At 61.7% G+C, this 25630-nt stretch carries 29 protein-coding genes, 1 pseudogene and 1 riboswitch; of the genes and pseudogenes, 13 read left to right on the top strand and 17 right to left on the bottom strand.

Annotation, left to right across the window (positions count from 1 at the left end):
• A partial coding sequence (locus ACTZWY_RS14915) for a hypothetical protein (RefSeq protein ID WP_444791497.1) occupies positions 1-180 on the top strand: 180 nt, incomplete at its 5' end.
• Between the two features lie 52 nt (positions 181-232).
• Here the strand turns inward: ACTZWY_RS14915 and atzF are convergent.
• From atzF to ACTZWY_RS14890, 5 genes are read right to left on the bottom strand one after another with little or no spacing between them, the layout of a single operon-like run.
• On the bottom strand, positions 233-1996 hold the full coding sequence (gene atzF / locus ACTZWY_RS14910; protein ID WP_444791496.1) for an allophanate hydrolase: 1764 nt from the start codon (positions 1994-1996) through the stop codon (positions 233-235).
• Between the two features lie 14 nt (positions 1997-2010).
• Positions 2011-3666, bottom strand: coding sequence for a dipeptide ABC transporter ATP-binding protein (locus ACTZWY_RS14905; protein ID WP_444791495.1), 1656 nt, complete (start codon positions 3664-3666; stop codon positions 2011-2013).
• 3 nt (positions 3667-3669) lie between these two features.
• The gene (locus tag ACTZWY_RS14900; RefSeq protein ID WP_444791494.1) at positions 3670-4542 is read right to left on the bottom strand and encodes an ABC transporter permease; all 873 of its coding nucleotides are present in this window, start codon (positions 4540-4542) and stop codon (positions 3670-3672) included.
• Positions 4539-5564 (bottom strand): ABC transporter permease, encoded by a 1026-nt coding sequence (locus ACTZWY_RS14895; protein ID WP_444791493.1) that lies wholly within the window; start codon positions 5562-5564, stop codon positions 4539-4541. The genes ACTZWY_RS14900 and ACTZWY_RS14895 overlap by 4 nt, the downstream gene beginning before the upstream one ends.
• A gap of 4 nt (positions 5565-5568) precedes the next feature.
• Positions 5569-7176: an ABC transporter substrate-binding protein gene (locus tag ACTZWY_RS14890; protein ID WP_444791492.1), complete on the bottom strand. Its 1608-nt coding sequence runs from the start codon at positions 7174-7176 to the stop codon at positions 5569-5571.
• Positions 7177-7307: 131 nt separating this feature from the next.
• Between ACTZWY_RS14890 and ACTZWY_RS14885 the strand changes: the two genes are divergently transcribed.
• Positions 7308-8219: a LysR family transcriptional regulator gene (locus ACTZWY_RS14885; RefSeq protein WP_444791491.1), complete on the top strand. Its 912-nt coding sequence runs from the start codon at positions 7308-7310 to the stop codon at positions 8217-8219.
• A gap of 332 nt (positions 8220-8551) precedes the next feature.
• On the opposite strand, the gene ACTZWY_RS14880 is transcribed toward ACTZWY_RS14885, so the two are convergent.
• From ACTZWY_RS14880 to hisI, 12 genes are all read right to left on the bottom strand, one after another.
• Positions 8552-9064, bottom strand: a complete 513-nt coding sequence (locus ACTZWY_RS14880; protein ID WP_444791490.1) for a hypothetical protein — start codon at positions 9062-9064, stop codon at positions 8552-8554.
• Positions 9061-10356 carry a hypothetical protein gene (locus ACTZWY_RS14875; RefSeq protein ID WP_444791489.1) on the bottom strand — a complete coding sequence of 432 codons (1296 nt, stop codon included), beginning with the start codon at positions 10354-10356 and terminating at the stop codon, positions 9061-9063. The genes ACTZWY_RS14880 and ACTZWY_RS14875 overlap by 4 nt, the downstream gene beginning before the upstream one ends.
• On the bottom strand, positions 10347-11105 hold the full coding sequence (locus tag ACTZWY_RS14870; RefSeq protein WP_444791499.1) for an ABC transporter ATP-binding protein: 759 nt from the start codon (positions 11103-11105) through the stop codon (positions 10347-10349). Before ACTZWY_RS14870 ends, ACTZWY_RS14875 begins: the two co-directional genes overlap by 10 nt.
• Complete coding sequence (locus tag ACTZWY_RS14865; protein WP_444791488.1) at positions 11102-12154, bottom strand: FecCD family ABC transporter permease; 1053 nt, start codon at positions 12152-12154, stop codon at positions 11102-11104. The genes ACTZWY_RS14870 and ACTZWY_RS14865 overlap by 4 nt, the downstream gene beginning before the upstream one ends.
• Positions 12151-13221 carry an ABC transporter substrate-binding protein gene (locus tag ACTZWY_RS14860; protein ID WP_444791487.1) on the bottom strand — a complete coding sequence of 357 codons (1071 nt, stop codon included), beginning with the start codon at positions 13219-13221 and terminating at the stop codon, positions 12151-12153. The genes ACTZWY_RS14865 and ACTZWY_RS14860 overlap by 4 nt, the downstream gene beginning before the upstream one ends.
• Before the next feature lie 222 nt (positions 13222-13443).
• Positions 13444-14181 (bottom strand): (2Fe-2S) ferredoxin domain-containing protein, encoded by a 738-nt coding sequence (locus tag ACTZWY_RS14855; RefSeq protein WP_444791486.1) that lies wholly within the window; start codon positions 14179-14181, stop codon positions 13444-13446.
• 10 nt (positions 14182-14191) lie between these two features.
• On the bottom strand, positions 14192-14968 hold the full coding sequence (locus ACTZWY_RS14850) for an ABC transporter ATP-binding protein (RefSeq protein WP_444791485.1): 777 nt from the start codon (positions 14966-14968) through the stop codon (positions 14192-14194).
• A complete protein-coding gene (locus ACTZWY_RS14845) occupies positions 14965-16107 on the bottom strand; it encodes a FecCD family ABC transporter permease (RefSeq protein ID WP_444791484.1) in 1143 nt (380 codons plus the stop codon). The genes ACTZWY_RS14850 and ACTZWY_RS14845 overlap by 4 nt, the downstream gene beginning before the upstream one ends.
• Before the next feature lie 23 nt (positions 16108-16130).
• Entirely contained in the window at positions 16131-17108 is a 978-nt protein-coding gene (locus tag ACTZWY_RS14840; protein WP_444791483.1) for an ABC transporter substrate-binding protein, read from the bottom strand.
• Positions 17105-18151 carry an LLM class flavin-dependent oxidoreductase gene (locus ACTZWY_RS14835; protein ID WP_444791482.1) on the bottom strand — a complete coding sequence of 349 codons (1047 nt, stop codon included), beginning with the start codon at positions 18149-18151 and terminating at the stop codon, positions 17105-17107. The genes ACTZWY_RS14840 and ACTZWY_RS14835 overlap by 4 nt, the downstream gene beginning before the upstream one ends.
• Positions 18152-18283: 132 nt before the next feature.
• Positions 18284-18473, bottom strand: a riboswitch (cobalamin riboswitch).
• A 55-nt stretch (positions 18474-18528) separates the two neighbouring features.
• Positions 18529-18789, bottom strand: coding sequence for a hypothetical protein (locus ACTZWY_RS14830; protein WP_444791481.1), 261 nt, complete (start codon positions 18787-18789; stop codon positions 18529-18531).
• On the bottom strand, positions 18786-19259 hold the full coding sequence (gene hisI, locus ACTZWY_RS14825) for a phosphoribosyl-AMP cyclohydrolase (protein ID WP_444791480.1): 474 nt from the start codon (positions 19257-19259) through the stop codon (positions 18786-18788). Before hisI ends, ACTZWY_RS14830 begins: the two co-directional genes overlap by 4 nt.
• A gap of 89 nt (positions 19260-19348) precedes the next feature.
• Here hisI and ACTZWY_RS14820 point away from each other — a divergent pair, with 89 nt between their 5' ends.
• The 11 genes and pseudogenes from ACTZWY_RS14820 to ACTZWY_RS14770 all read left to right on the top strand — a co-directional run bounded on the left by ACTZWY_RS14820 (position 19349) and on the right by ACTZWY_RS14770 (position 25630).
• Complete coding sequence (locus ACTZWY_RS14820) at positions 19349-20461, top strand: CobW family GTP-binding protein (protein ID WP_444791479.1); 1113 nt, start codon at positions 19349-19351, stop codon at positions 20459-20461.
• Positions 20461-20850, top strand: coding sequence for a His/Gly/Thr/Pro-type tRNA ligase C-terminal domain-containing protein (locus ACTZWY_RS14815; RefSeq protein ID WP_444791478.1), 390 nt, complete (start codon positions 20461-20463; stop codon positions 20848-20850). The genes ACTZWY_RS14820 and ACTZWY_RS14815 overlap by 1 nt, the downstream gene beginning before the upstream one ends.
• 17 nt (positions 20851-20867) lie before the next feature.
• Positions 20868-21017, top strand: coding sequence for a hypothetical protein (locus ACTZWY_RS14810; protein WP_444791477.1), 150 nt, complete (start codon positions 20868-20870; stop codon positions 21015-21017).
• Positions 21018-21043: 26 nt separating this feature from the next.
• The gene (locus ACTZWY_RS14805) at positions 21044-21304 is read left to right on the top strand and encodes a hypothetical protein (RefSeq protein WP_444791500.1); all 261 of its coding nucleotides are present in this window, start codon (positions 21044-21046) and stop codon (positions 21302-21304) included.
• Positions 21238-21411 (top strand): GTP-binding protein, encoded by a 174-nt coding sequence (locus ACTZWY_RS14800; protein ID WP_444791476.1) that lies wholly within the window; start codon positions 21238-21240, stop codon positions 21409-21411. Before ACTZWY_RS14805 ends, ACTZWY_RS14800 begins: the two co-directional genes overlap by 67 nt.
• Positions 21384-21923 (top strand): annotated as a pseudogene (locus ACTZWY_RS14795) (CobW family GTP-binding protein); the annotation flags it as partial. The gene ACTZWY_RS14800 and the pseudogene ACTZWY_RS14795, both read left to right, overlap by 28 nt.
• A 101-nt stretch (positions 21924-22024) precedes the next feature.
• A complete protein-coding gene (locus ACTZWY_RS14790) occupies positions 22025-22552 on the top strand; it encodes a DUF1826 domain-containing protein (protein WP_444791475.1) in 528 nt (175 codons plus the stop codon).
• Between the two features lie 50 nt (positions 22553-22602).
• Positions 22603-22968: a hypothetical protein gene (locus tag ACTZWY_RS14785; RefSeq protein WP_444791474.1), complete on the top strand. Its 366-nt coding sequence runs from the start codon at positions 22603-22605 to the stop codon at positions 22966-22968.
• A gap of 63 nt (positions 22969-23031) precedes the next feature.
• Positions 23032-23154, top strand: coding sequence for a hypothetical protein (locus ACTZWY_RS14780; RefSeq protein WP_444791473.1), 123 nt, complete (start codon positions 23032-23034; stop codon positions 23152-23154).
• Between the two features lie 182 nt (positions 23155-23336).
• Positions 23337-23909, top strand: coding sequence for a YcnI family copper-binding membrane protein (locus ACTZWY_RS14775; RefSeq protein WP_444791472.1), 573 nt, complete (start codon positions 23337-23339; stop codon positions 23907-23909).
• 200 nt (positions 23910-24109) lie between these two features.
• Positions 24110-25630 (top strand): copper resistance CopC/CopD family protein, encoded by a 1521-nt coding sequence (locus ACTZWY_RS14770; RefSeq protein WP_444791471.1) that lies wholly within the window; start codon positions 24110-24112, stop codon positions 25628-25630.

The raw sequence follows: 25630 nt of genomic DNA, 5'->3' as shown, positions 1-25630 counted from the left end.
TGGCCCTTTGCTGCCGGTCGGCCCGACGCGCATGGATCACTGAAGCGGTCACTCGAACCCTGCGCGGCGATTCTTCGCGGCCAGTCCTCAACAAGCCTGGCGCTGCATTCACGCTTTTCATTGCGCAATGTCGCAGGATACGAAAAAGGTTTCCGGATGTGCTGTGCATCAGCCGTCTGATTTACAACGCAGCGACGAGGATCGTGTCAAAAGCGTACTCTTCCAATTCAACCTATTGAGCTGCGACACCATGTGACAGGTATTGACGCCATCCACCGGCAGCCGTGATATCGAGCGACCCGATCGTTCCTGCTGCCTCGCATAGGAACCCTGTCACGCGCGCGCCGTCTGCAAGTTCAATGCTTCCAAGGCCGAGGGGGGCAGGTATCTGGCACATAAGTTGGCCTAAGGCGGCTTTTGGCAGCGACCAGACCTCCAGTGCGATACTTGCCCCGCCTGTTTCTGCACGCACCAGTCCGGGCCGTGCAGGTGGGCCACCGGCGAGCGCGTGCAAACTGTAATATGGCGCGGTTGCCGTCGCTTTCAGAAATCTCCCACCCAGACCGGTCAATTGGTGGTTCAGGGGCAGACCAGACATATGCGCGCCACAGACCGCGATGGCGATTTCGTCATTGGGCAGGGTGGAAGGGAGGATGCTTTGGCCATCAAGGAATATCGCCTCAGCCGCCAGTTTACCGTCCATTCCCTTAGGCGCGATCAAGGTAAGGCTGCCCGGACGTCCGTCTGCACGCGGCGCTGTAGGAATAGCCAAAGCGCATAGATCAAGCAGGTTCACGAAGTTGGTATATGTGCCCAGATTGGAATTGGGTCCGATTGGATCTGTTTCCAGATCGGCACAGGTGTAGAATGTCGGAATGGTCGGGACCGAAAGCATGTCGACCGAGGCGATCATGGGGGCGCAGATGCGGTGCAACTCGGCAAGCCTGTATAGGCCGCGAAAGGCGTCAGTGGCGCTCAGCCCGTCGGCTTTGCCAATGACGGTTCGGGTGACGGGATGGATCGTATCAGGGGTTTTGGACAACAGATCTTCGATCACTGAATGGCGTTCGGCGACCCACGCTCCTTCATAGAGCATGTTGGCCACATCATAAAATGGCGTGAAGTCCAGTTCGACAATCTGCGCACCGCGCTGGCGCAGTGCGTCCAGATCACGCTCGAACGTGGCCGCCTGCAACGTGTCGCCAAAGAACTTGCGCGTCGCATGATCCGGCACGCCGACGCGGATAACAGGCGGTGCAGGACGCAGCGCCTCAGCGGGAATGTCGCGCGCATAGGGATCAGCGGGATCATATTCCGCAATCACCCGCAAAACCGCATAGGCATCGGGCACGTTGCGCGCGAAAATCGAGATGGTGTCCAGCGTCCGGCATGCGGGCACAACACCGCTGGCCGAAATCATTCCAAGGCTCGGTTTCAGCCCGACGATCCCATTGAGCGCCGCCGGCACGCGACCCGAGCCGGCAGTATCCGTGCCAAGCGCGAAGGGCACGAACCCATGACCCACGGCAACGGCCGACCCCGATGATGACCCGCCCGGCACGATGTCTGCGTCCAGCGCATTGCGCGGCACAGGCCAAGGCGTGCGTGTGCCAACTAGGCCGGTGGCAAACTGGTCAAGGTTGGTTTTGCCAATGGGAATAGCGCCTGCCGCGCGCAATTGGGCGATGGCAAAGGCGTCGCGGTCCGGCATATAGGTCCAGGCTGGGCAAGCCGCAGTCGTCGGCATGCCCGCTACATCGATGTTATCCTTGACAACAAAAGGAACCCCCCAAAGCGGGCGCGCAGCGTCATATTGGCCCAATGCTGTGATGTGGCTTTCCAAGTCTGGCATATCGGCCAGATGCAGAAATATCCCCGGATCATTTATCTCGGCAATGCGCGCGAACACATGTTGCAGCACATCAAAAACAGAAGCGCCCGTGGCATAGGCAGCTTGCAGGTCAGTCAAAGTGATCGGGCTCGGCAACAAACGCATCATATTTCCTTTATTCATTCTGCAGCTTTGGCAGAGGCAAGAGCGGGGTCTAGCGCCACTGGTGGTCTGGGCGCAGAATGCAGCAGATCGCGGGTATAGGGGTGCTGGGGGCTATCCATGACCGTTTGGGTCGGACCTTGTTCCACGATCTGGCCGTCCTGCATGACGATCACATGGTCGCACAGCAACCGGACCACGTTCAGGTCATGGCTGACAAACAGATAGGTCATGCCCAAACGTGCGCGCAGGTCGGCCAACAGGTTCAGGACTACAGCCTGAATGGACACATCGAGCGCGGCAGTGGGTTCATCGAGGATGAGGAATTTCGGGTCGAGGGCTATCGCGCGCGCAATTCCGACCCGCGCCTTTTGTCCACCCGAAAGCTGATGTGGATAGCGGGTCAGCAGATGTTCGGGCAAACCAGTCAAATGCGCCAGTTCCTCGACGCGCGTGCGCAGTGTCGCCCCGCGCATCTTGGCCAGTCGTCGCAATGGTTCGGCGATGCTGTCATAGGCGTTGTGGCGCGGGTTCAGACTGTCGGTTGCGTCCTGAAACACCATCTGTATCTGTCCGCGGCGTAGGTCACGCAAAAAGCGTTCCGCCGCGATGCCCCCGATTTCGTGCCCGTCAAACACGATTGCGCCCGATGTCGGGTCCAGCAGCCGCACCAACATGGACGAGGTGGTGGATTTCCCGCAGCCGGATTCGCCGACCAGACCGACAGATTGCCCCTCTCGGATGGTGAAGCTGATGCCTTTGACCGCGTGGACAGGCCCCGATTTGCCCGGATAGGTCTTTACCAGATCAACCACTTCCAGCAGCGCGCGGGTGCCGACCTTGTGCGGCAGATCGGGTGTGCGTAGGTCCGGCGGCAGCAGGTCGCGGATGGCTACGCCGGGGCGCGGCGTGGCATCAACCAGCTTGCGGGTATAGGCGTGTTTCGGGTTTGCGAAGAGCGCAGCGGACGGCCCGGCCTCGACAATCTGGCCATCTTTCATGACGGCAAGCCGGTCGCAATATTCCGCAGCCAGCCCCAGATCGTGGGTAATGACAATGGATGACATGCCGCGCTCGCGGATCAGATCGCGCATCAGGTCCATGACGGCTTTTTGTGTGGTGATATCCAGACCCGTGGTCGGTTCATCTGCGATCATCAGTTTCGGGTCGCAGGCAAGGGCGATGGCAATGACAATCCGCTGACACATGCCACCGGACAATTCGAACGGATAGGCGTGGTAGCGTTCGGCAGCATTGCGGATTTTGACGGCCTCAAGGGCTTCGATCGCCTTGGCCTGCGCGTTGCTGCGCGTGGCGCGGCCATGTTGGCGCAGCACATCTTCTATTTGGTGCCCCACCTTGCGGATGGGGTTGAGTGCGGCCCGCGGGTTCTGGAAGATCATCGAAACCTCGCGCCCGCGCACTTGGCGCATGGCCGCTTCGGACGCCGCGCGCAGATCGGTGCCGTTCCATGTCACGTCACCCGCGCTGATCCGCCCGCCCGCATCCAGAATGCGCATAAGCGCATAGCTGGTCACTGACTTGCCGGACCCACTTTCGCCCACAATCCCAAGGGTTTCGCCAGGGGCGAGGTCGAATGAAATGCCGCGCACCGCGTCCACCTGCCCTTTACGGGTTTTGAACGCGACTGACAGGTCTTTGACAGACAACATGGCTCAGGTCCTTCTACGTGGGTCGACAAGGTCGCGCAGACCGTCGCCCATCAGGTTGAAGGTAAAGACCGCCAGCATCAGCCACAGCCCCGGAAAGAGCGCGACCCACCAATGGCCCGAGATGATGTAATTCGCGCCCTCGGCGACCATGATCCCCCATTCCGGCGTTGGCGGGCGCACGCCGAGGCCGACAAAGGACAGCCCCGCCGCGTTCAGGATTGCCCAACCCATGTTGAGCGAGACCTGCACCATCATCGGCGGCAAGGCATTCGGGAAGATGTGGAACGCGAGCGTGCGAAAATGCCCGTTGCCCGACAGGCGCGCGGCCAAGGCAAAGCCAGCTTCGCGGCGGATATTCACCTCTGCCCGGACCACGCGGGCGTAGAAGGGAATGTTGATGATCGCGGTGGCATAGATGATGTTTTCCACCGTGTTGCCAAGGGCTGCAACGATCCCCATGGCCAAGACGAACAGCGGAAAAGCCATGATCGTGTCCAGAATGCGGTTCAACACCGAATCCAGCCAGCCGCCCCAGTAGCCTGCGACTGCGCCCAGCACCGAACCGATGACAAAGGAAATTGCCACCGCCAGCACCGAAATGGTCAGGTCAAGCCGCGTGGCGACGATGACCCGGCTGAACACGTCGCGGCCCAACTGGTCCGTGCCGAACCAATGGTCACCCGAAGGCGCTTCCAACGCGCGCACGGAATTCGTGGCCAGCGGGTCGTAAGGCACCAGCAGATGCCCGAAAAACGCTTGCAGCACGAAAAAGGCAAACAGGCCGAAGGACAGGGCCGTGACCGGGTTCTCCTTCATCACGTGGCCCAGATGGGCCAGCATTCCGTTGCTCGTCTGATTGGGGGTTATATCGGTCATTTGGCAGAAAACCCGATGCGCGGATCGATCAGCGTGTAGCTGAGGTCGATGATGAGGTTGATCAGCACGAAAAGAAGCGCCATGGCCAGCACGAAGCCCTGCACGGCGGCATAGTCGGACTGCACCAGCGCCTCGACCGCGTAAGACCCGATGCCGGGCCAGGCAAAGACCTTTTCCACCAGCACATTCGCGCCCAGCACGAAGGAAAACACCATGCCCAGCGTGGTCACGACCGGCAGCAGCGCGTTGCGGAACGCGTAGCCAAAAAGCACGCGCATGGGTGTCAGGCCCGCCGCGCGGGCGGTGCGGATATAGTCCGAGGACAGCGCGGTCAGCATGGCTGCGCGGGTCATCCGTGCAATCGGGGCCAAGGTGAACAACGCAAGGGTAATCGCGGGTAAGGCGAGTTGCTTTGCGGCGCCAATGAAAGTGCGCAGATCCCCGTCGAGCAGAGAGTCGATGAGGAAAAGCCCTGTAACTCGCGGCGGGTCGAAATAGACGAAATCCAGCCGCCCCAGCGGTGACGGTGCCCAGCCTAGCAAATAGTAGAACACATAGATCAGCAAGATACCGGTAAAGAAGGTGGGCAATGACACACCTGCCGTGACCAGCACGCGGCACAAATGGTCAATCCACGACCCCTGCCGCACAGCCGCCACAACGCCCAAAGGAATGGCGATCAGGCACGACAATATCAAAGCTGTCAGGGTCAGTTCCAAGGATGCGGGCAGTCGGGTGGACAGGTCCGTCAAAACTGGCCGCCCCGTGGCAATCGACTGGCCAAGATCCCCTTGCAGCAGCGCCTTGCAATAGATCAGGAATTGCTGCGGCAGAGATTTGTCCAGCCCCAGCGCCACGCGGACCTGTTCAATGCTTTCCGCGGTGGCCATTTGGCCTGCGAATTGCACAGCCGGATCGCCCGGCAATGCACGCGTCAGAACGAAGCTGATGATGACGACCCCGATGACCACCGGAATGGTCTGGATCAGCCGCCAGAGGATCGGAAGCCACCGGTTCGCCATCGGCTTATCCTCCCGCGCCGGTCAGCGGACGCACGTCCAACTGGCGGTGAAACCAGAACTCATAGCCATCCGCCCCATTCATCGCCACGTTCAGCGCAGGTTGATAGAGCGGAATGCGCGGCAGATCCTCGATCACGATCTCGAACATCTGCTTGATCAGCCCTGCATATTCCGGGTCATCCATCGGCATGTGCAACGTCTGCTCGGTCAGGTCATGCACCACCGGGTTGTCATAGGCAGACGAGTTGAACAGCCGGTCTTTCTGATAGGCCCAGAAAAAGTAGTAGCAGGGCGTGTTCAGCCAGCCACCGAAGTTTTCCAGATGCATGTCCAGCGTCTTGTCGACCAGCGCGACCGTGCGCCAGTTTGCCCCCGGAATACGATCCACGATCACGTTGATGCCAATCTCTTTCATCGCTTCCTGAATTAAAAGCGCGGCAGGTTCCATCCAACTGACCAGATCAAGGCTGATGGACAGCGTCACATCGAAGCCGTCAGCAAAACCGGATTTCGCCATATGCTCGCGTGCCAGTTCCAGATTGGTGCTGTACGGAAATGCGCGGGGCCATGCGGTATCGGTGATCTCTGCCTCGCCACCCCAGAGTTTCGCCCCGCGACCATAGGCAGCAGCCTCGAAAATCGCCTCATAGGGCGTGGCATAGGCGACGGCCTTGCGAACATCGGCATCTTGAAACGGCGCGAATTTGCTGTTCAGGCACAGGGCATGGATGCAGTTTTCAACCGGTGTGGAATGGACCGTCAGCTTCTCGGCCAGTTCCGATGCATCACGGTCGGGAATGTCGAAGCTGATCTGCACATCGCCTCGTTCCACCAGCGCGCGGCGGGTCGCGGCGGATGGCACTTCGCGCACGATTACACGCTGGATCGCGGGCAGATCGCCGCCGATCCAGTTGTCATTGCGTTCATAGACCAGTTGCTGTCCCTGGTCCCAGCGTGCAACTTTGTAAGCGCCTGATCCGGCAGGATTGGTATGCAGGTATTCCATTGCCCAAGGGTCAGTATCCGTCGCATTTGCCTTGGCCACTTTGGAGTTTATGATGAAGGGCACCGGCACAGCAAGGTTCGGGAGCGCCAGTTTCGACGGATAGTCCAGTTTCACATTGATGGTTTCTTCATCCACCACTTCGAACTGATCGGCACGGAAAAAGCCACCAGCGGCCATCTGCGTGGTTGGAAAGCCGCCGGCCAGCACCGCGCGGTCAAGCGACCATTTCACGTCTTCCGCTGTCACCTTGCTGCCATCCCAGAATGTGGCATTGGGTTTCAACTTGAAGGTGATCGTCAGACCATCCGCGGACACGATCCAGCTTTCGGCCAGTTCGGGGACGATCACGTCATAATCATACGACATCTCGCCCGTGGGCAGTTGCTTGGCCCCGAAACCCACAAGCCGGTCATAGCAGTTGATCGCAACCTGATAACTGGCGCGGTTCGTGCCAACGCGGTGCAAGTCAAGGCTGTTGATGGTCTGTCCAAAGACGGTGACCAGCGTATCGCGGGTTTGGGCAGAGGCGGGCAGAACGCGCAGGAAAGGCAGCATCCCAGCCCCGGCAGCGGAAGCAAGGAAGGTGCGGCGGTTGAGAGAGGACATGGCAAGCTCCTGATGATTCTTGTCGCAGAGATATGCGGTAAGGTCACGGTAACGCTTTCAGGCCTGTTCCAGAAATGCTATGTTTTCACAGGAGTGATGCAAAAAATGATCAACTGATTGGATGCTTCAAAATGCGCCATATGGAGACCTTTCGCCTTATTGAAGCGGTGGCGCGCGCGGGCTCTATCCGAAAAGCAGCAGAGGATGCAGGCCTCACAGCATCAGCCCTGAACCGCCGCATTTCGCGGTTCGAAGACGAATTCGGCGGACAGATTTTTGAACGGCTTGCGCGTGGCGTACGATTGAACCCCGCCGGCGAACTGATCCTGCAGCATTATCGCGCACAGCGTTCCGATATGGCGCGAGTGCAAAGCCAGGTGGCCGACCTTTCTGGTGTGCGCAGGGGCCATGTCAGCATCGCATGTTCGCAAGCGCTGTTGCCCTACTTTCTGCCCGAACAGATTTCACGCTACCGACGCGAGCACCCCGGCGTGACGTTCAGCGTCATTGTGCGCGACCGTTCGCGCGCAGAAGCGGAGCTTGCCGCGTTCAATTGCGACTTGGCGCTGGTATTCGAGCCTGTTGTGATGGTTGATTTCGAGATCGTCGCCCGCTGCCCGCAACCTGTTTGCGCAGTCATGGCAGCGGATCACCCTTTGGCACAGAAACCTGACCTGCGGCTAAGGGATTGCCTGAACCACCCCCATATCGCCCCGTCGGCTGAATATGGCGTGAGGTTTTTGCTGGACGGCGCCGCCAAAAGCATAGGTCGGCAGGTTAGCCCTGTGGTCGAGACGGAGTCTTTCGAGTTGATCCGCCATTATGTTCAGACTGAACAGACAATCGGATTTCAAATTCCCATCGGCCTTGATCCGCAGCGTCAGCGCGGTCTGGTCATTCGTCAGATATCGGAACGCGATGTGGCACCAGGCGTCCTGCTTCTTGGCCAGCAGCGGGGGCGCTCGCTCCCCGTGGCCAGTTTCCGCTTCGCCATGCAACTTGGCAGATCTCTCGAAGATCGGCTCGCGCAGGACATAAGATAAGAGCCGAACTGAAGTATGGCGAGACAGGGAGGTCAACGCACCGGATAGCCGGTTTCTTGCGCATAGCTTCGTATTTCCGATCGAATATGAATTTTCAGATCCCGCTTCACGGGCCTTATGGCCGGATCCAGCAGGTACATTGACCGGCTGGTTCGGCTACACGCGGCACATGCATCGTCACAACTTGACAGTCCGTTTTCCGCCCCTTGTGAAGGCGACCTACGGCTCGACGTGCCCGGCCCAAAGCGGTCGACCGTCAGTCTGGCGGACATCAAATCTTAATGCGGCCGTTCAGGCTGCGCGCAAAATCCAGTCGTCACCGATATTCAGACTTACAGGCCGCGCACCTGATAGATTTCGTCAGCGCGAAGCGGCAGCAGTCGTTTCGCCATTTCGTGTTTTAACTGATCCAGCCTTGCATTCTGCGCCTCGCTGCGCGCTTGCATCGCACCAAGGGACACGAATTCCGGAAGGACATGACCGGGGCGGATCGTGACCTCAACCTCGTTCGGGCCCAGCCGGAAGCGCCACAGATATGGGCCGGGCGGGTCGCTGTTGACATCCTTGCCCCCCAATGCGCGGTCCACATGATACCGTCCGTCGGTCAGCGCGCGGGTCACGCATTCCACCGCATCGCGGCCACCGGGACCGCTGAAGGCCGTCAGCACATGAATATCCCGCCTTGGCAGCGGGCCGGTTCCAAGTGCTGCGAACCCTGCCTGCATGGCCTTCAGCCCATGGACAACGCCACCCGGGAATCCGCCACCATGATAGGCCATAAGCGTGGCGAAATCGAAGGTAATTTCCTGACCGTTCTCGGTTACTGAAATACGGTCGTGAGTCATGCGGGCACCTGTTGGGTCAGCTGGCGCAGGCCGGGCAAGAAGCGGTCCAGAAAGCGTGTGGTTGCAGGCATAAAATGGCTTCCGTGATGATAACACGGGTCTAGCGAGGTGATGATCATGCGCCCCGGCGTGCTGGTGCGGTCGTCATAGGCAATAGGGCGGCCCGCGCCATCGCGCACCATAACCTGCGCGCCTGCGGGCGGGTCGAAATACCCGTGCAGATGCCATGTCACATCGGCATCGGTCATGGTGTCCAGCAGCGGATGTGCTGATGCGATTTGCACGCCCAAGCTTGCCCCTGGGGTCAGCCACCACCACCAATTCGTATCTGTGGGGGTGAAGGCCACATGCGGCAGCCACAAATCACTGCGGCTTTCGCCCATCGCAATGATGGTGCCCCCTGCCGCCAAATGTGCGGCCAGCAGCGCGCGCTGTGCGATCATGCGTTGCGGCGGGGTGCGGCAGGTCACAAACAGCACATCTTCCGGCAACAGGGTTGCGCCAATCTGTTCGGGTGCGATCACCAGATCAAAACGGTCGCGGTAGCGCGGCCCTTCAAGCGTCTGGATCTGGTAGTAAGTGCCCGCATTCGTGGCAATCAGGCGCGGGGCATCGCCGGTATCGCGCGGGCGCGCGGGCGTGGTGAAGGCGCGCGCATCAGGAGGTGTGGTCACGCGCGGGTCGGTATCTGAAACGCACGCACCGCCCCCCGCCCAATCGATCAGGTTGGACCAGACCCGCGCGCCAATCTTGTGCATCGTGGCGATCTGCGCCAGATCATTGCCTGCATGGCTGAAAATCGCGCCTCCGTCGGGCCGGTGCCAGACCCAGTCGACCGGCACAGTCTCGCCAAGCGTGTTCAACACCACCGCGCCCGAGGGGGGCGGATTGGCCCCGCGCCCGTAGAAGCCCGCAACACCCTTGTTGGCTTCCAGCTCTTTCACCTGAATACCCGCAAAGACCGGATGCGTCACCCGCGCGGTCAGCGTGAAATCGGCGCGTTTGGGCGCGGGGATGGGTTGGTAGGGTTGCAAACCTGCGACCAGCGGGCGGACCAGATGGCCATTGAACACCCAGCGCCCGCCTGCATCCAGAAAACGGGCCAGCGCAGGGCGCTGGGTCATCATGGCATCCTGATCAAGCAGCATTCCGGTGATCAAACCGCGATGCGCCAGCAGCGCAGCTTCCGTCAGGTCGGTTTGCGCAATGATTGTCACATGTCCGGCCGCTTCGGCCTGTCTTACGGGTTCGGGGGGCTGGCCATGGCCAGAATGCAGCCAGATCACGCGCATAGGGCGTCCTTTCCAGTGAATTCGGGCAGCATTGCAATGCGCCCTTGGGGTCCGTCAGGGCGCACCCAATGCATGGGAACGCCGTAAAGCTCGGCCATCAGATCAGGGGTGATCATCTGCGCGACCGGCCCCTGCACCACGGCGCCGCCCGGCATCATCAGCACCACATCATCGGCCACGGCCAGCGCGTGGTTGGGGTCATGTGTGGTGAACAGAATTGCCCGGTCGCGCGCGCGGTTCAGGGTGGAAACCAGCGCAAGCGTGCGCGCCTGATTGCCCAGATCCAGCGCGGATGTCGGTTCATCCAGCACCAGCGCGTCGGACCCGGTGGCCAGCGCGCGGGCAATCAGGATCATCTGGCGTTGCCCGCCCGACATACGATCATAGCGCAGATCCGACAGCGAACACGCGCCCACCTGCACCAGTGCCGCATGCGCGGCTTTTGTATCATCTGGTCCGGGCTGGCCAAACAGGCCCAGCCGTGCCGCGCGGCCCATTGTCACTACATCCAGCCCAGACAGCTTCGCCTGTGATGCGCCATGCTGGGGCACATAGCCCACAATGGCGGGTGCGTGGCGGCGACCCTCATCCAGTGGTTGAAATCCCAGAATACTGCGCAACAAAGTTGTCTTGCCCCGCCCGTTCGGCCCCAGAATGGCGGTCGTGCGCCCCCGCGGCACGTCAATCGACAGCCCCGCGAATACCCGCATTGCACCAAAGCGCAGGCTTGCGTCCGACACCCCGATCATGCGTGCCACGCGCGTTTGAAATGCTGGCGCAACAGCACCGCAAAGACCGGCGCACCAATCAGCGCAGTCAACACGCCCAGCGGTATTTCTGCGGCTGTCAGCGTGCGTGCCAGCGTGTCGATCAGCACCAGATAGGCCGCGCCCAACAGCGCCGATGCGGGGATAAGGCGGCGGTGATCCTCGCCCACGATCAGGCGCGCGGCATGGGGCACCACAAGGCCAATCCAGCCGATCACGCCCGCCACGGCAACAGATGTGCCGGTCATCATCGTGGCGGCAATGAAGATGAACCAGCGTTCGCGGTCAGGGTTCACACCCAAGGAACGCGCCTCTGCCTCCTCCAGCGCCAGCAGGTTCAGCCGGTAGCGCAGCGACCATACCAGCGCCAGTCCCAGCGCCATACCGGGCACAGCCAGTCCCAGCCGCGCCCATGTCGCCGTCGAGAATGACCCCATCAACCAATAGACAATCGCAGGCAGGGACGAATTGGGGTCCGCCCGAAATTGCAGCACAGAAACCAATGCAGCAAAGAAAGCCCCCACAATCATGCCCGCAAGGATAACGGTCAGCACCTCTGTGCGGCCATTGATATGGGCCAACAGCCCCACCAGCACCAGCGCCACCAGACCGAAGACAAACGACATGCCCAGCAGCACCACCCCGTGAAAGCCCAGCAGGATTGCCAGCGCCCCGCCAAAGGCCCCGCCTTGGCTGATGCCCAGCACTTGCGGGCTGACCAGCGGGTTGCGGAACACGCCTTGCAATGCGGCCCCGCCCACGGCCAGCGCGGCCCCCGACAGGGCGGCCAGCAGCACACGCGGCAGGCGCACCAATTCGACAATGCGTTCGTCCATGGTGTCTGCACTGCCCGACAAGTCCCAGACCCGTGCCCACAGGATTTCAACGACCCTTATCCAGGGCACCTCAAAACGTCCGGCGCTGATGGAATACAGCATGGCCAGCACCAGACACACCACCATCGCAGGAAACACCCCAAGGCGCAGCGCAAGTCGCGCGCGCCTTGGGGCCTGAGCCAGTGCAACACTCATGGGGCTGCAAATTGCGCGTAATTTGCCTGACCGCCCTGCATGTCCATCCACAGGATTTCGTCGATATCCGCATCGCTCAGGTCATGGCCATACAGCACCTGATAGGCCGTGCGCATTTCTGCACGCAGGTCATAATCAAACACATCGGGGTGCAGCAGGTTTGCAGTCCACATCCAAGTCAGCGGGCTTTCCTGATTTGGCGGGTCCCAGCGATAGCCGCCAAGCGGCATTTTGTAGACGCGCCCGTTCTGTGCGGCATTGGTCATTGACAGGATCGGGTCGTCCATGATGCGATCAAGCGTCAGATCGGCCTCGAATGAATTCAGGAAGATCACATCAGGGTTCCATGTTGCAACCTGTTCAACATTGATATCCGCCCAACCGCCGACCATGTCTTCAGCCGCGTTCCGGCCACCGGCCAGAATATGATACCATGCGTTATAGTTGTTTTTGGTGCCCGATGCGCGCAGGTTGTCCATGGCGCGCAGCAGGTACAGCACGCTGGGGCGGTCCTCATCCGCCAGACCGGCGGTGCGCGCTTCCATGTCGGCCTGCACATCCGCGCGCCATTCGATCAGCGGCTCAATCCGTTCCGGCCTGCCCATCGCGGTTGCGGCCATGGTCATATATTCGCGCGTCAACTCCTCGGACCCGTAGCGGATTGTCATCAGGTTCAAACCCGCATTGGTGATCGGGTCAATATAATCCGACCCGCGTCCGGCCCATTGGATGACCAGTTCGGGGTTCACCTGCGCCAGTTCTTCTACATTGGGGATGAAATTGGGCGCGGTAATGTCTGACGGGATGTCGCGCGCTTCAGGGAATATCCGCCCAAGGATGCCTTCCATGATGGCGGATTTCGCGGTCGGGTTCATCCCAACCAGGCGGTCTGTCGCGCCGTCAATGGCAATCAGGGTCGATGCCATGGGGATGGGAATCGACGCGATCCGCTGCGCGGGCGCGGGCAAAGTCACCTCTCGGCCTTCGTGGTCTGTAAAGGTGATCGGATCCGCAGCAAGCGGGGCCGCACCCAAAAGGGCGCATAAGAAAACAAATGGTGGACGCATGACAAGCCTCTCTTGGCATGCCCAATGGCCAAGGATGCTTGTGTGCCGAAGGGGAAACAACAAGGCCGAAGGGCATGGTCAGGTGATTTCGACCTGGCGCGACCGCGATGGCCCTAGCTTGGTTGCCAATCCTTACTTCTTTTGTCAGATACAGTCAAGCCGCTGGTAACTGGTTTCAATTCTGGCGACCGGGCTTCACTCGATCATGCGCTATGCACGGCGTCAGTCACCCAACCGCTGCTTTGGCCCACCGGGCGCATAAGCCAACTCGACCACGGGAATTCCACCAATGACATGACCGTCAATGATGCGGTCAAGCTGGTCTTGGGTTATCCCACCATAATACGTCCCTTCCGGCCAGACCTGCAGAACCGGAGCAAGGGCACAGGGTCCAAGGCAGGACGTGCGGCACGACATCATGCCCGGTGCGCGATGGCGCAGCTTTTCATCCTCTTGCCGGGCGCGCAGATGCGCCCAAAGGTCGCCCGCGCCTGCGTTCATGCACGGCCCCCCGCTACAAACCAAAACGCGCGTCCGGTGATCGGGGACTTGTGCGGCGTCATTGGGCAAGGGTGTAGCCGGTACCGCGCGTGCAGGTGGCATTGACACCGCCCGCACAAGTGTCGCAATCAACTCAGGCATCGCAGCCGAAAGGGGCGGCGCCACGTCTATGACTGGCGCAGACCCTGTCCGCCCCTTCGCCCAACGCTGCACTGTGCGTGAAATGGCGTTCACCGCAGCAGGTTCTGACGGCAGGGACAAGGGGACTACGCGGATATGCGGGGCTTGCGCATTGGCGTCCAGCAAGGCCCGCAAGGTGGGCTTGCCCTGTTCGCTGAAGGCCCAGAGAACCTGCCATTCCGGCAGCATACTGGCCGCATTCTCTGCTATACTGCGCATGTCGGTATGTGCAGGTGCAGCTATTGCCGCTTTGGCCAACAGGATCAGGACAGGTTTCATGGCTTTCCCTTCATGCGGGTAGGATGACAAGCGTGCCGCGCGTAGGGTGGCGCTGGATCACTGTTTCCAGCCCATAGACCTGCGCGATCCGCTTGGGCGTCAACACATCGTCGGGCACGCCTTCGGCCACGATCCGGCCCTGATCCATCAACGCCAGCCGGTCACAGACCATGGCAGCAAGGGTCAGGTCATGCAGGGCCGCGATCACTGTAACACCGATCTGGCGGACCAATGTCAGGAACGCCACCTGATGGCGCAGGTCCAGATGGTTGGTCGGTTCATCCAGAACCAGAAGGCGCGGTTGTTGCACCAGTGCGCGGCCCAGCAGAACGCGCTGCCGTTCGCCCCCTGACAGCGTCGCAAACAGGCGGTCCGCATAAGGCCCAAGTTCCAGCAATGCCATCGCGGCGTCGATCTGTGCGCGGTCATGGGCATTCTCGGCGGCATAGGCGGATTGATGCGGCGCACGCCCCATCGCGATCACATCGCGTACGCTTAGCGGGAAATCCGCCGGCATGTCCTGCAAAACGGCCCCCACACACTGCGCGCCCCAACGGGCCGGTCTGGTCCACGGATCAACGCCGTCCAGAAGGACCTGCCCCGCATCGGGACACCGCGCGCGATAGATGGTGCGCAGAAGCGTGGACTTGCCCGCGCCATTCGGGCCAAGCAGGCCGACAAAACTGCCCGGCGGAACATCCAGCGATATTTCATGCACAAGGCTCTGCGCGCCGACCCGAACGCAGACGCCCTTGATTTCCAGATGCGCGGGCGGGATCAGACTCATCCGCGCATGTCCTTCGCGGCACGGCGAAGAAGCCAGATGAAGAACGGCCCGCCGACCATTGCAGTGATGATCCCAACGGGCAATTCCAGCGGCGCGATGATCCAGCGCGCAATCAGGTCCGCACTGACCGCGAACCCCGCGCCCAGCAAGGCCACTGCAGGCAGGCCATGGCGGTGATCAGACCCCAGCATCAGGCGTACGATATGAGGCAGGATCAACCCGATAAACCCGATGACTCCGGCCACAGCCACTGTCACGCCTGTCAGCGCGGCGGTCAGCACAAACATCCAGCGGCGAAAATGATCAACATCCAGCCCCAGCGCGGATGCACTTTCATCGCCCGCAAGCAGCAGGTTCAACCTGCGCGCCTGCAAGATCAGCACCCCCAGCCCCAGACACAGCGCCAGAACCGGAATTGGCAGAAGCTTCCATTGCGCGCTGGCGAAACTGCCCAAGGTCCAGAACAACACGCGCGCGGCCAGTTGCGGATCGGGCGACGTCAGCACCAGAAGTGACGTCAGCGCACTGAACACCGCCGATATGGCAACCCCTGCAAGGATCAACCGCGTGGGCGCAATCTGCCCCCCTGTGCGTGCGATCCAGAACACAATCGCCAAGGTCACAAGTCCACCCAGAAAGGCCGAAAAATGCAACGTGAAGACACCAAAACCCACCAGCCCGAACCGCATGGTCATCACAGCACCAACGGCGGCGCCGGACGATACGCCCAGAATACTTGGCCCCGCCAGCGGGTTGCGCACCAAGGCCTGAATCGTCATCCCCGCCACGCCCAGCGTTGCGCCGACCGATGCGGCCAGGATCACGCGCGGCAAGCGGGTTTGCAACACGATCACTTCATGCGCGGCGCGCCAATCGCGGGTGATAAAACCATCACCCAAAACCGCATGGGCCAGAATACGCAGCACAGTTTCGGCGGGCACGGCAACTGATCCCAGCATCAGCCCGCCAAGCGCGGCGCACAGGGCCAACGCACTATAACAGGCCATGACCAACCTGAACCGCGCGGCCCCGCCCGCAGGCCCCCTCGCGCTTGGCACGGAGGAGATCGCCGCGCCCCCGCCATCAGGGGCCCGGCGAAGGATCGCAAGCGCATCCGCGTGGCGCCCAGAATCGGGCACGCCGTGCAATCCGGCCTGTAGTGTCATTGCGCGAACCGGTCCGGATGCAGCAGGCGCGCAAGATCCTCAACCGCGCGGACCGATGACGGCCCAGGTTGCCCGGTGACCGAGCTGATCGGGTGAAAGCGACTTTCGAGCACTGCGGTCACATCTGCAACTGCAGGGAACGTGCCAAGCAGGTCAATGCGCGCCTGCGCAATGTCGGCGCGCGGGTCCGCGACCAGTTGCCCGGCCTCGGTCAGGGAATAGAAGACGACAATGTGATCTGGATTGCGGTCTACGATATCTTCCCATGACACTGTGCCATAGCGGTTTTCGATATCGCCGAAGATATTCTGGCCGCCCGCGCGCGCTACGATGGAATTCAGCATCGTGTTGCCAAGCGCCGCACGCGGGGGGGCATCGCCGCCATTATAAATAAAGACATGGACCGGCTCGGCGCCCTGCAAGGCAGCATCGACAGCATCAAGTCGCGCCTGCAACCCTTCGATCAGCGCCTCGGCCCGGTCCGGCACCCCAAATATGGCGGCGACATCGCGTATTTCGTGCCACAGATCCGGGAACTCGAACCGGCCCAGATTGCACCCTTCGGTTGCGAGGCGGGTTTTGATACCCAGATCGTGCAACTGATCGCGTGTGTGCCAGCGTTCGGCAAATCCGTCTGGATATCCTGCATAGACCCAGTCCGCCTCGACCTCGATCAGTTGTTCGGTTGTGGCAATCAGCGGTGACAGGACAGGAATGGCACCATAGGCATCGGCGTATTCGGGACTGATTTCCAAGTTCCCCATATAGGATGTGCCCGCCATCTGCCCCTCAAGCCCCAGGGCCAGCATGATTTCGGTCGCGTTGTTCGACAATGTGACAGCCCGCTGGGGCGGTGCGTCAAAGACGGTCGTGACCGTGCAGTTGACATCTGCGTGCGGGAAACCGTCAAGGGCCAGCGCGGGCGTGGCCATGGCCATAATGGCCGCAGCCAGAAGGTGGGGTCTGAAACTCATGGGCAGGTGTCCTTTGTGAGGGTGGAAATCGTAAGAACAGGCAGCACCGTTGCTGCGAATAACCGCATCGCATCGCGCGCCTGCGGAACCGGGATCGCGCCATTGGCGCTAAAGAACGCGCGGATGGACCGCGTTTGAAAGCGGTCAGACAGTGCAAGGATCTGGGCCACGCAATCCTCGGGCGTGCCTGCAACGGCAAAGCCCTCCAACATCTGCGCGCGCGTGCGCGGCGCAGGCGGTGCTGTGCCGGACACCTTCGCCCGCTGCGCGCGGGTCACATTCAACCGGTGGGTCAGCGCATCCAGCCTATCCAATGCCGCGCTCCGATCACGGTCGACCAGCACATAGCGCGACAGGGACGACGCTTGCAGCGCGCGCCCATCCTGCTTCTGCCGGGTCAGTGCGGCGACATATGGGGCGAACTGGCGGCTTTCATTGGGTTCCAGCGAATACAGTAAGGGCAATCCCAGACGCGCGGACAGATCAATGCTGTCGCGCGAAACTGCGGCCATATAGATCGGTGGGTGCGGACACTGCACGGGCGGTGGACCGACCGAGACATTGCTGAACGACCAGAACGGGCTGTCGTGGGTGACAACCCCGTCGCCCAATGCCATGCGGATGATATCCAGCGCAGCATCAAAACGGAAGCGTGCCTGATCGGGGTCCAGCCCAAGGGTGCGAAAGGTTTGCGGATTGGTCCCCCGCCCGATGCCAACATCCAGCCGCCCGCCCGATTGCCGGTCAAGCTGCGCAATCTGTTCGGCCAGAAGAAGCGGGTGATACAATGGCAGGACAAGGATCGAAGTTCCGAAGCGCAGCCGTTCCGTTACGGCCAACACTGCCGCCCCCAGAAGCAGAAGCGACGGATGGGCCAGGTTGGCCCGGTCGAAATGAAATTCGTTGAACCAGATGCCACCGAAGCCCAGTGCATCTGCCTCGCGCACAAGTGCCATGATCTGGGCGTGATCGCCTAGCCCGTCACGGGCAAATCCGGCAAGGTCAATGCGGATATGGCGTTGCGCTACATCGGACTGGACCACATCGCACCCCGCATGGCCAATGGCCAGTCCGGGTCCGATCCTCGGGCCGTCAAAGCTGATGTCGCGAATGCATTGTTTGCGCGCGCGCTGTCGTCTGCCATGTCCTGCCTCCGGCCGGGCACCTCGCCGGCGGTTAGGGTTATGCCAACGGCAGGTCTCCTGGCTTACGGCTCGAATGGTTCGTGATCCCTTCCCGGCTTTGCCAGTGGTCTGATCCGAACCTTGCCGCCTACAGTTGCGAGGGCAGCTACAGCTACGGGCAATCCCCGATCCTGTATTCCCTATTAATCCGCTCACGCGGAACCTTGGCAGAGTTTGGTTAGCAAGTGGCGGGCGGTCTGTCCAGTGAGCAAATAAATGGAGCGTGATATCGTACGTCACGCTTTTAGCCCTGCCAAATCGGCTGCTGATACCTCGATAACGGGTCGGTGTATTACAAACACGCGGCGCATCAGGTCGAGCGACAGGATGGTGATCTGGGTGGCCGGGCCGGGGCAAGTCGGGTCACCGCATGTAATTTCGGTCACCGAGATCAGCGTGTGGGGACCGAATGCGCCGATCTCGCGCACCAGCCGCTTGATCCGTTGCACATGCCAGAGCAGCGCGGCCTTTTGTCTGAAATCGCTCGGAAGGCTCATAACTGTGTGGGGTTGGAGGCATCGCCATAAACGGCCACGGGGTCGAATGTTCGGGCCGTTTCGGTAAAGCGCAGCGCGCCGCCGGCATCCGGCCCGACCGGCACGGCGCGGTAGAAACACGACCTGTAGCCGACATGGCAGGATGCGCCGGACCCTGCGACTTCGACGCGCAGCCAGATCGCGTCTTGATCGTCATCGATCCGCGCCTCGATCACGCGCTGGACCAGACCCGAGGTCGCGCCTTTGTGCCACAGGCTCTGGCGCGCGCGGCTGAAGTAGTGTGCCTCGCCCGTCTGCAGGGTCAAGCGCAGGGCGTCGGCGTTCATCCAGCCCAGCATCAGCGCCTCGCCACTTCCCGCATCGGTGGTGATGCAGGGCATCAGCCCATCCTCGCCGAATTTGGGGGCAAGGTTTGACCCTTCCTCGACTTCTTCGACCGAAACGCGGGGGTGGAAGTGGAGTTCGCGCATGTCTGGTCCTTGTTTGATCTCTTGCAACGTAGAATGTTATATTATAACAATCATGCTTAGCCAAGACCCGCAACCCGAAAGACGCCGCCATGATTTCGACCCCGATCCCCGTAACCCTGCTGACCGGCTTTCTGGGTGCGGGCAAGACCACGCTTCTGAATCGCCTGTTGCACGATCCGACTGCGGGCCGGGTGGCAGTTGTCGTCAATGAATTCGGCGATGCGGGGCTGGACCATGACCTGATAGAGGAAGCCGCCGAGGATATCGTGCTGATGCCCGGTGGCTGTGTCTGCTGCTCGATCCGGGGTGATCTGTCCAAGACGCTGCTGTCCCTGCTGGCGCGGGATGAACTGGCCTTTGACCGCGTGGTGATCGAAACCACGGGGTTGGCAGATCCCGGCCCGATCCATCACACGCTGCTGGTCGATCCGGTGCTGGCCCCCAATTATGCGCTGGACGGCACTGTGACGGTGGTCGATGCCGTGCTGGGGGTGGCAACGCTGGACCGCCATGCCGAGGCACAGGCGCAGGTCGCAATGGCCGACCGGATCGTTCTGTCGAAGCGCGATCTGGCGGATGCGGCTGGCTTTGCTGCGCTGGAGGCGCGTCTTGAACGGCTGAACCCCGGCGCGCCGCGTATTTTGGCCGATCAGGGCGTAGTGCCCGCGGGCAGCTTGTGGGGCCTTGGTGCCATGCGCAAACCAATGGCGCCAGATCACGCGCTGGCATGGCTGGCCCAACCTGCGGCGGACCGGCTGGCGGGGCTGTCGGGCATGACCGCGCCAGCGCCCAAGCCTATCGACTTTGGCGCGCCCTCGCACCACGCCACCGATGACCGGATCACCACGGCCTCGATCACGCTAGATGCCCCGATCCCCGCCGAGGTGTTCGATTTCTGGCTCGACACGCTGATTGCGCTGCGCGGGGCGCATATCCTGCGTCTGAAAGGGATCGTGCATATCAGGGACGTCCCGCAACCCTTCGTCTTTCACGGTGTGCAGCATATTTTTGAACCACCCGTCCCGCTGCAAAGCTGGCCAGAGGACGACACCACCAGCCGCGTGGTCATTATCGCACGCGACATGCCGAAATCCGATCTGGACGAAAGCCTGTCGCTGCTGACCCTGCCCAAGCTGCCCGGGGCGGAAGATGCTGCAGGACTGGCGGGCATGACCGTCCACACGCTGGGGCAGCCGTTCTGATGGCGCTCAACCTGTTCAATTCGATGGGCAGGCAGGTCGCGCCGTTTGTACCGCAGGATGCTGGCCATGTGCGGATGTATGTCTGCGGGCCAACGGTATATTCCTATGCCCATATCGGCAATGCGCGGCCCGCGGTGGTATTCGACCTGCTGGCGCGCCGCTTGCGCACAGCCGGGCTGCGCGTCGAGACCGATCTGCGCAACGAGAAGATCGGCTACAAGGTCCGCGACCACGCGCTTGCGAAAGTGCCGGTCCAGATCGCCCTCGGCGCGCGCGAAGCGGACGAGCTTACCGTCACCATCCGCCGCTACGGCGCAACGCAGACCTTGCCCCTGTCCGAGGCCATCACTGCCTTGGTCCGGGATGCCCAACCGCCCGGTCGCATGTGACGAAAGGAGAGTCGTTGATGCGCGTAACCAGCAGAGGCGAAGCGATGCAATCGGATATCCTGCGCGTTTTGCGGAACGCGCGTCAAACCCTGTCGGCCTATGATATTCTCGCCGCACTGCGCGCGCAAAACCCTCAACTCGCCCCACGACCATTTATCGCGGGCTGAAAGCGCTGTGCGCGCGGCGCGCCGTGTTGCGGATTGAATCCCTCAATGCCTTTGCCTTGCGCACAACGCGCGACCCGAATGCGCCTGTGATCCTGTCCATCTGCGACGATTGCCGGTCCTTGCGCGAAAGCGTTGTGCCAGAGGTCTTTACCTCGCTCACGGCCGCTGCCCAGCATTGCGGCATAACACCAAGCCATCATGTCGTGGAAATCCACGGTCAATGCGACGCCTGCGGCACGGCCAAAATCGCCCGAACCCCGAAATCAACACCCATGAGGCATTCGTGAATATTCAAGATACCCGCCTGCCGGTCACTGTGCTTTCCGGCTTTCTTGGCGCGGGCAAAACCACACTTCTGAACCGCGTTCTGATGTGGCCGCCAGTGCCATCCTGAACACGGGCCTGTTCGATTTCGACCGCGCGCAGGAATTTCCGATGTGGGCGAAAGAGCTTTACAGTTTCGCAAATCATACGCCAGAGACCGAAGAATATGGTGTGGCAAGCTTCGTCTACCACGCCCGCGCGCCGTTTCATCCCGCCCGCATCCATGAGGTGCTCAATGGCCCGCTGCCCGGCGTGATCCGCGCAAAGGGGCATTTCTGGATCGCCACAAGGCCGGATTGGGCCGCCGAGTTCAGCCTTGCAGGGGCAATGTCTTCGGTCACGCCTCTGGGCCGCTGGTGGGCCTCTGGCCCCGAAGAGCGGCTGCCACAGCACCCGGTCGCGCAGGCCGAAATCGCCCGCAACTGGGTCGAGCCATGGGGCGACCGGCGGCAGGAGATTGTCTTTATCGGGGTCGATATGGACCGCGAGGCACTCTGTGCGCGGCTGAATGCAGCGCTTGTGAATGCGGGCGATTTCACGCCCGGCGACTGGGCGCAGCTTCCCGACCCGTTTCCGCGCTGGGGGGCAAGACGAAGGATTTTGCCAACACGCAGCCCGAGGGCGTTCAGATCACAGACGCTCTGGATGGGCTGGCCGCAATCCATGAGCCCAATTGCGCGGCCGTGATCTGGGCGCAGCCCGATTGTGTCGCGCTCACCCACTGGCTTGCCGCGCTGCCGCCCGCACACCTGCCAGAGGCCCGCGAAATCCTGCGCCCCGATGCGCTTCGGTCCACACTGGCGCAGATCCTTGCGCCACTGCCCGATAGCCCCGAGCGCGCACTGCTTCTGGAGAGCATCGCCACGCTTGCAGACCAGTTTGCACAGGTGATGCGCGCACCATGGCTGCGCTTGCGGTTGGAGGTCGTGACCGGCAATGCCTGCCGCAAGTTTCATGTGGACAATGTCACCGCGCGGCTGGTCTGCACCTATCGCGGCACAGGCACGCAATACGGGCTTGCCCCGCGCGGCGCTGAGCCCGAAGTCGTGCATACTGTGCCCACCGGCCAGCCTATCCTCTTGCGCGGAATGCGTTGGCCCACCACACCGCCCAGCCTGCTCAAGCACCGCTCACCACCGATCGAAGGCACAGGCGAGGCGCGTCTCCTGCTCGTGCTGGACCCCATTTTTGACCCCGAGGATGAGGTTTAGGCTGATCACAGGCGCTTGATCCAGACCTGTAACGAGAGTAACAACATTACATGAATCTGCTCAGAACCTTTTCAAACCGTCTGACCGCTGCGCTTCTTGCGCTGGGGTTGATGGTTCTGGGTTTTGGCCACCAACATGCCCCTGCCTTGCCTGCCGATCCGATGCTGGCTGCCTATATCCAGATGGGCGGCGAACTGGATGATCTCTGCGTCACGCAAGACGGGCCACAGGGCATGGCCGAGGATTGTCCTATCTGCACGCTGGCGCAGATCATGGCCGTGAGTGCTGACGCACTTGGCTCAGGCGTTGCGCTTCGCATTTCAACGCTGGACCTGCCCTCTGCAGGGCATTTGCTGGCACGCCTGCATAGCCCACGCGGCCCGCCTGCACGCGGCCCGCCGCTTTTTCTTGTCTGATCGCTGAAACCCGGTGGCGCTTGCGCTGCCGGTGACACCCATATCATTCAAGAAAGACACATCATGCGTATACTCGCTCTTGCGGCTGTGACCGCACTCGCCACGCCTGCACTGGCCGACCAACCCGTCACCTGCGCGCAAGCCTATGACGGCAAACAGCGCTGCTGGGCCAGCCCGCTCCGCTGATCATCTGTTTTGCAGAGCACCGATCAGGAGCGCGCAGAACTGTCTACTTTTCTGGAAAGCCTGACGGATGAGGAGTTCCTCACCGATCCGGCCTTCGCGAACCCCTGGCCAGAGGGACATCTGGCCACAGGCGCGGGCGCGACCCTGCCTGAAAACCCTTCATGAAACGGGAGAGAAACACCATGAAGACGACTCTGATGACTTTGGCCGCCTTGGCCTTTTCGGCCCCTGCGGCCTTTGCCCATGCTACGCTGGAGCAGCGCGAAGTTACCCATAATGTCCGCGAACGCATGGTCGTTCGTATCCCGCATGGCTGCGGCGACGAGGCTACGTTGCGGGTGCGCGTGGCCATTCCTGACGGCATCAATGCTGTGCAGCCGATGGTCAAGGCCGGTTGGGAGTTGAGTGTGGTCACTGGCCCGCTGGCCGAGCCCTATCACAGCCATGGCACCGAGATCACCGAGGGCGTGCGCGAGATTATCTGGGAAGGTGAATTGCCGTCCGAATTCTATGACGAATTCATCTTCCGGGCCCGCTTTACTGAGGCGCTGCCTGCGGGCGAGCTGGTCCATATTCCGGTCGTGCAAGAGTGCGCCAATGGTGCGGAACGCTGGATCGAAATTCCTGCGGACGGACAATCGGCCAGCGATCTGGCCTACCCGGCCCCGGCCGTGATGGTTTTGCCTGCGGCTGATCACGGGCACTCCCACGGCCATTCGCACAGTCATTCCTACGGCCACAGCCACGGGAATTAAGCAATAGCGGCAGGCCGGGGTTTGCGGAGGCGTCCATTCCCCGACATGTTGGTCGCAATTTCGAACCGCGAAAGTCTGTCAACTTTTGCTGAAATTGCTTCTGCCTGCCGTTTGTCGCGCTGTGTTCAGTTCCCGTTCACTGCGCATCACTTCCCGCCGGGTGCGGTTTCCCGGCCCGGCGGGCTTTTTCAGGATACACGATGCTGCGCGCGCTTGTCATCTTCTTCACACTAGTCCTGCCGCTGCAGGCGCTGGCCCATGCCCAGTTGCGCGGGGCAGACCCTGCGGCGGGCGCGATCATTAAGGTTGCCCCTACGGACGTAATCCTGAGTTTCAACGAACCCATCGCCCCGTTGCAGGCGCGCTGGTTCAGCCCGGATGGCGCGGCGCTGGATGTCGAGGCCCGCGCGCAAGGCCCCGATCTGATCATCACCGCCCCGAATGGGTTGGCCGAGGGCACGCATGCGCTGTCATGGCGCGTGGTCTCAGACGATGGCCACCCGGTCGGCGGGACGCATGTGTTTTCCATTGGCTTCGAGACTGGTGCGCCCGCAGCAGCGCCCGAGGCCCAGCCCTGGCCCGCCGCCATCGCGCGGGGCGCGCTGACGCTCTCGCTGGTCATCGGTGTGGGCGGCATGGTCTGGGCAGTGCTGTCGCAAACGCCCGCGCCGCGCGTCGCGGCTGCCGCGCTCTGGTCTGTGCCGCTGGCGTCCCTCGGCTTATTGGGGGCGCAGGCGATGGACCTGACAGGCGACGGGGTGGCAGCGCTCGCCCGCATGAACGCTTGGGCCATGGCTGCAAACAGCCCTTTCGGGATTGCCGCAGGGCTTGCCTTAGGCGCGGGCCTTCTCGCCATGACCGGCCACCGTCTGCCCGTTCTGCTGGCTTGGGCGCTGGCGGCGCTGTCCTTTGCCTCGGCGGGTCACGCCGCGCGCGCCGAACCTGTGGCCCTGATGGCCCCGCTGATCTTTGCCCATGCGCTCGCGCTGATCTTCTGGGCAGGGGCGCTGCCGGGGCTGATCGTGGCGCTGCGCCGCCCGGATACAGAGGCACTGATGGCGCGCTTTTCGCGCCTTGCCGTGCCGATGGTGGCGCTTCTGGTCCTGTCCGGCGCGGTGCTTGCATGGCGGCAGATCGAAACGCTGGATGCCCTGACCAGCACCGCCTATGGCTGGGTATTCCTTGCCAAGATGGCGGTGTTTGTCTGCGTGCTGGCCTTGGCGGTCTGGCACAAGCTGCGCCTGACACCGATGCTGACCATCAACGGCGCTTTGGCACGGTTTCACTTCAACCGCTCGCTGCGGCTGGAACTGGGGCTGATGGTAGCACTTCTGGCGCTGACCGCTGTTTTCCGCCTGACACCGCCACCGCGCGCGATGGCCGATCTACCAGAGCCTCGCGTTGAGGTGCATCTGCATGGGCGCGAGAGCATGGCCGATATCGCGCTGATCCCCGGCAGACCGGGGCAGAACCGCGTTGAAATCATCCCGCTGGACGGTGATTTCCGGCCCTTCACACCGCTGGAGGTAACGCTGTTCTTCGCCAAACCCGAAGAGGGGCTGGAACGCATCGAGCTGCGCGCGACTATGGAGGCTGCCGGATTCTGGACCGCTGGTCCTGTCCACCTGCCGCAAGGGGGCATATGGGATGTCGTGGCCGATATCCTGATTACCGATTTCCGCAAGGAACTGATCGGCGGCGAGATGCAGTTGCTGCCATGA

It is taken from the genome of Roseinatronobacter sp. NSM (assembly GCF_052379845.1).
Classification (GTDB): Bacteria; Pseudomonadota; Alphaproteobacteria; order Rhodobacterales; family Rhodobacteraceae; genus Roseinatronobacter.
The sequence above is the reverse complement of the archived record's forward strand: the minus strand, read 5'-3'. Positions and strand labels throughout refer to the sequence as shown.

Excerpts from the sequence above, each read along its gene's own strand:
- ACTZWY_RS14780 (WP_444791473.1), top strand. The coding sequence starts at position 23,032 with ATGCGTATACTCGCTCTTGCGGCTGTGACCGCACTCGCCACGCCTGCA.
- ACTZWY_RS14815 (WP_444791478.1), top strand. The coding sequence starts at position 20,461 with ATGGCGCTCAACCTGTTCAATTCGATGGGCAGGCAGGTCGCGCCGTTT.
- ACTZWY_RS14820 (WP_444791479.1), top strand. The coding sequence starts at position 19,349 with ATGATTTCGACCCCGATCCCCGTAACCCTGCTGACCGGCTTTCTGGGT.
- ACTZWY_RS14830 (WP_444791481.1), bottom strand. The coding sequence starts at position 18,789 with ATGAGCCTTCCGAGCGATTTCAGACAAAAGGCCGCGCTGCTCTGGCAT.
- ACTZWY_RS14840 (WP_444791483.1), bottom strand. The coding sequence starts at position 17,108 with ATGAGTTTCAGACCCCACCTTCTGGCTGCGGCCATTATGGCCATGGCC.
- ACTZWY_RS14890 (WP_444791492.1), bottom strand. The coding sequence starts at position 7,176 with ATGTCCTCTCTCAACCGCCGCACCTTCCTTGCTTCCGCTGCCGGGGCT.
- ACTZWY_RS14775 (WP_444791472.1), top strand. The coding sequence starts at position 23,337 with ATGAAGACGACTCTGATGACTTTGGCCGCCTTGGCCTTTTCGGCCCCT.
- ACTZWY_RS14855 (WP_444791486.1), bottom strand. The coding sequence starts at position 14,181 with ATGAAACCTGTCCTGATCCTGTTGGCCAAAGCGGCAATAGCTGCACCT.
- hisI (WP_444791480.1), bottom strand. The coding sequence starts at position 19,259 with ATGCGCGAACTCCACTTCCACCCCCGCGTTTCGGTCGAAGAAGTCGAG.
- ACTZWY_RS14785 (WP_444791474.1), top strand. The coding sequence starts at position 22,603 with ATGAATCTGCTCAGAACCTTTTCAAACCGTCTGACCGCTGCGCTTCTT.
- ACTZWY_RS14885 (WP_444791491.1), top strand. The coding sequence starts at position 7,308 with ATGCGCCATATGGAGACCTTTCGCCTTATTGAAGCGGTGGCGCGCGCG.
- ACTZWY_RS14895 (WP_444791493.1), bottom strand. The coding sequence starts at position 5,564 with ATGGCGAACCGGTGGCTTCCGATCCTCTGGCGGCTGATCCAGACCATT.
- ACTZWY_RS14905 (WP_444791495.1), bottom strand. The coding sequence starts at position 3,666 with ATGTTGTCTGTCAAAGACCTGTCAGTCGCGTTCAAAACCCGTAAAGGG.
- ACTZWY_RS14865 (WP_444791488.1), bottom strand. The coding sequence starts at position 12,154 with ATGAGTGTTGCACTGGCTCAGGCCCCAAGGCGCGCGCGACTTGCGCTG.
- ACTZWY_RS14770 (WP_444791471.1), top strand. The coding sequence starts at position 24,110 with ATGCTGCGCGCGCTTGTCATCTTCTTCACACTAGTCCTGCCGCTGCAG.
- atzF (WP_444791496.1), bottom strand. The coding sequence starts at position 1,996 with ATGCGTTTGTTGCCGAGCCCGATCACTTTGACTGACCTGCAAGCTGCC.
- ACTZWY_RS14860 (WP_444791487.1), bottom strand. The coding sequence starts at position 13,221 with ATGCGTCCACCATTTGTTTTCTTATGCGCCCTTTTGGGTGCGGCCCCG.
- ACTZWY_RS14800 (WP_444791476.1), top strand. The coding sequence starts at position 21,238 with ATGCGACGCCTGCGGCACGGCCAAAATCGCCCGAACCCCGAAATCAAC.
- ACTZWY_RS14880 (WP_444791490.1), bottom strand. The coding sequence starts at position 9,064 with ATGACTCACGACCGTATTTCAGTAACCGAGAACGGTCAGGAAATTACC.
- ACTZWY_RS14875 (WP_444791489.1), bottom strand. The coding sequence starts at position 10,356 with ATGCGCGTGATCTGGCTGCATTCTGGCCATGGCCAGCCCCCCGAACCC.
- ACTZWY_RS14810 (WP_444791477.1), top strand. The coding sequence starts at position 20,868 with ATGCGCGTAACCAGCAGAGGCGAAGCGATGCAATCGGATATCCTGCGC.
- ACTZWY_RS14870 (WP_444791499.1), bottom strand. The coding sequence starts at position 11,105 with ATGATCGGGGTGTCGGACGCAAGCCTGCGCTTTGGTGCAATGCGGGTA.
- ACTZWY_RS14850 (WP_444791485.1), bottom strand. The coding sequence starts at position 14,968 with ATGAGTCTGATCCCGCCCGCGCATCTGGAAATCAAGGGCGTCTGCGTT.
- ACTZWY_RS14900 (WP_444791494.1), bottom strand. The coding sequence starts at position 4,542 with ATGACCGATATAACCCCCAATCAGACGAGCAACGGAATGCTGGCCCAT.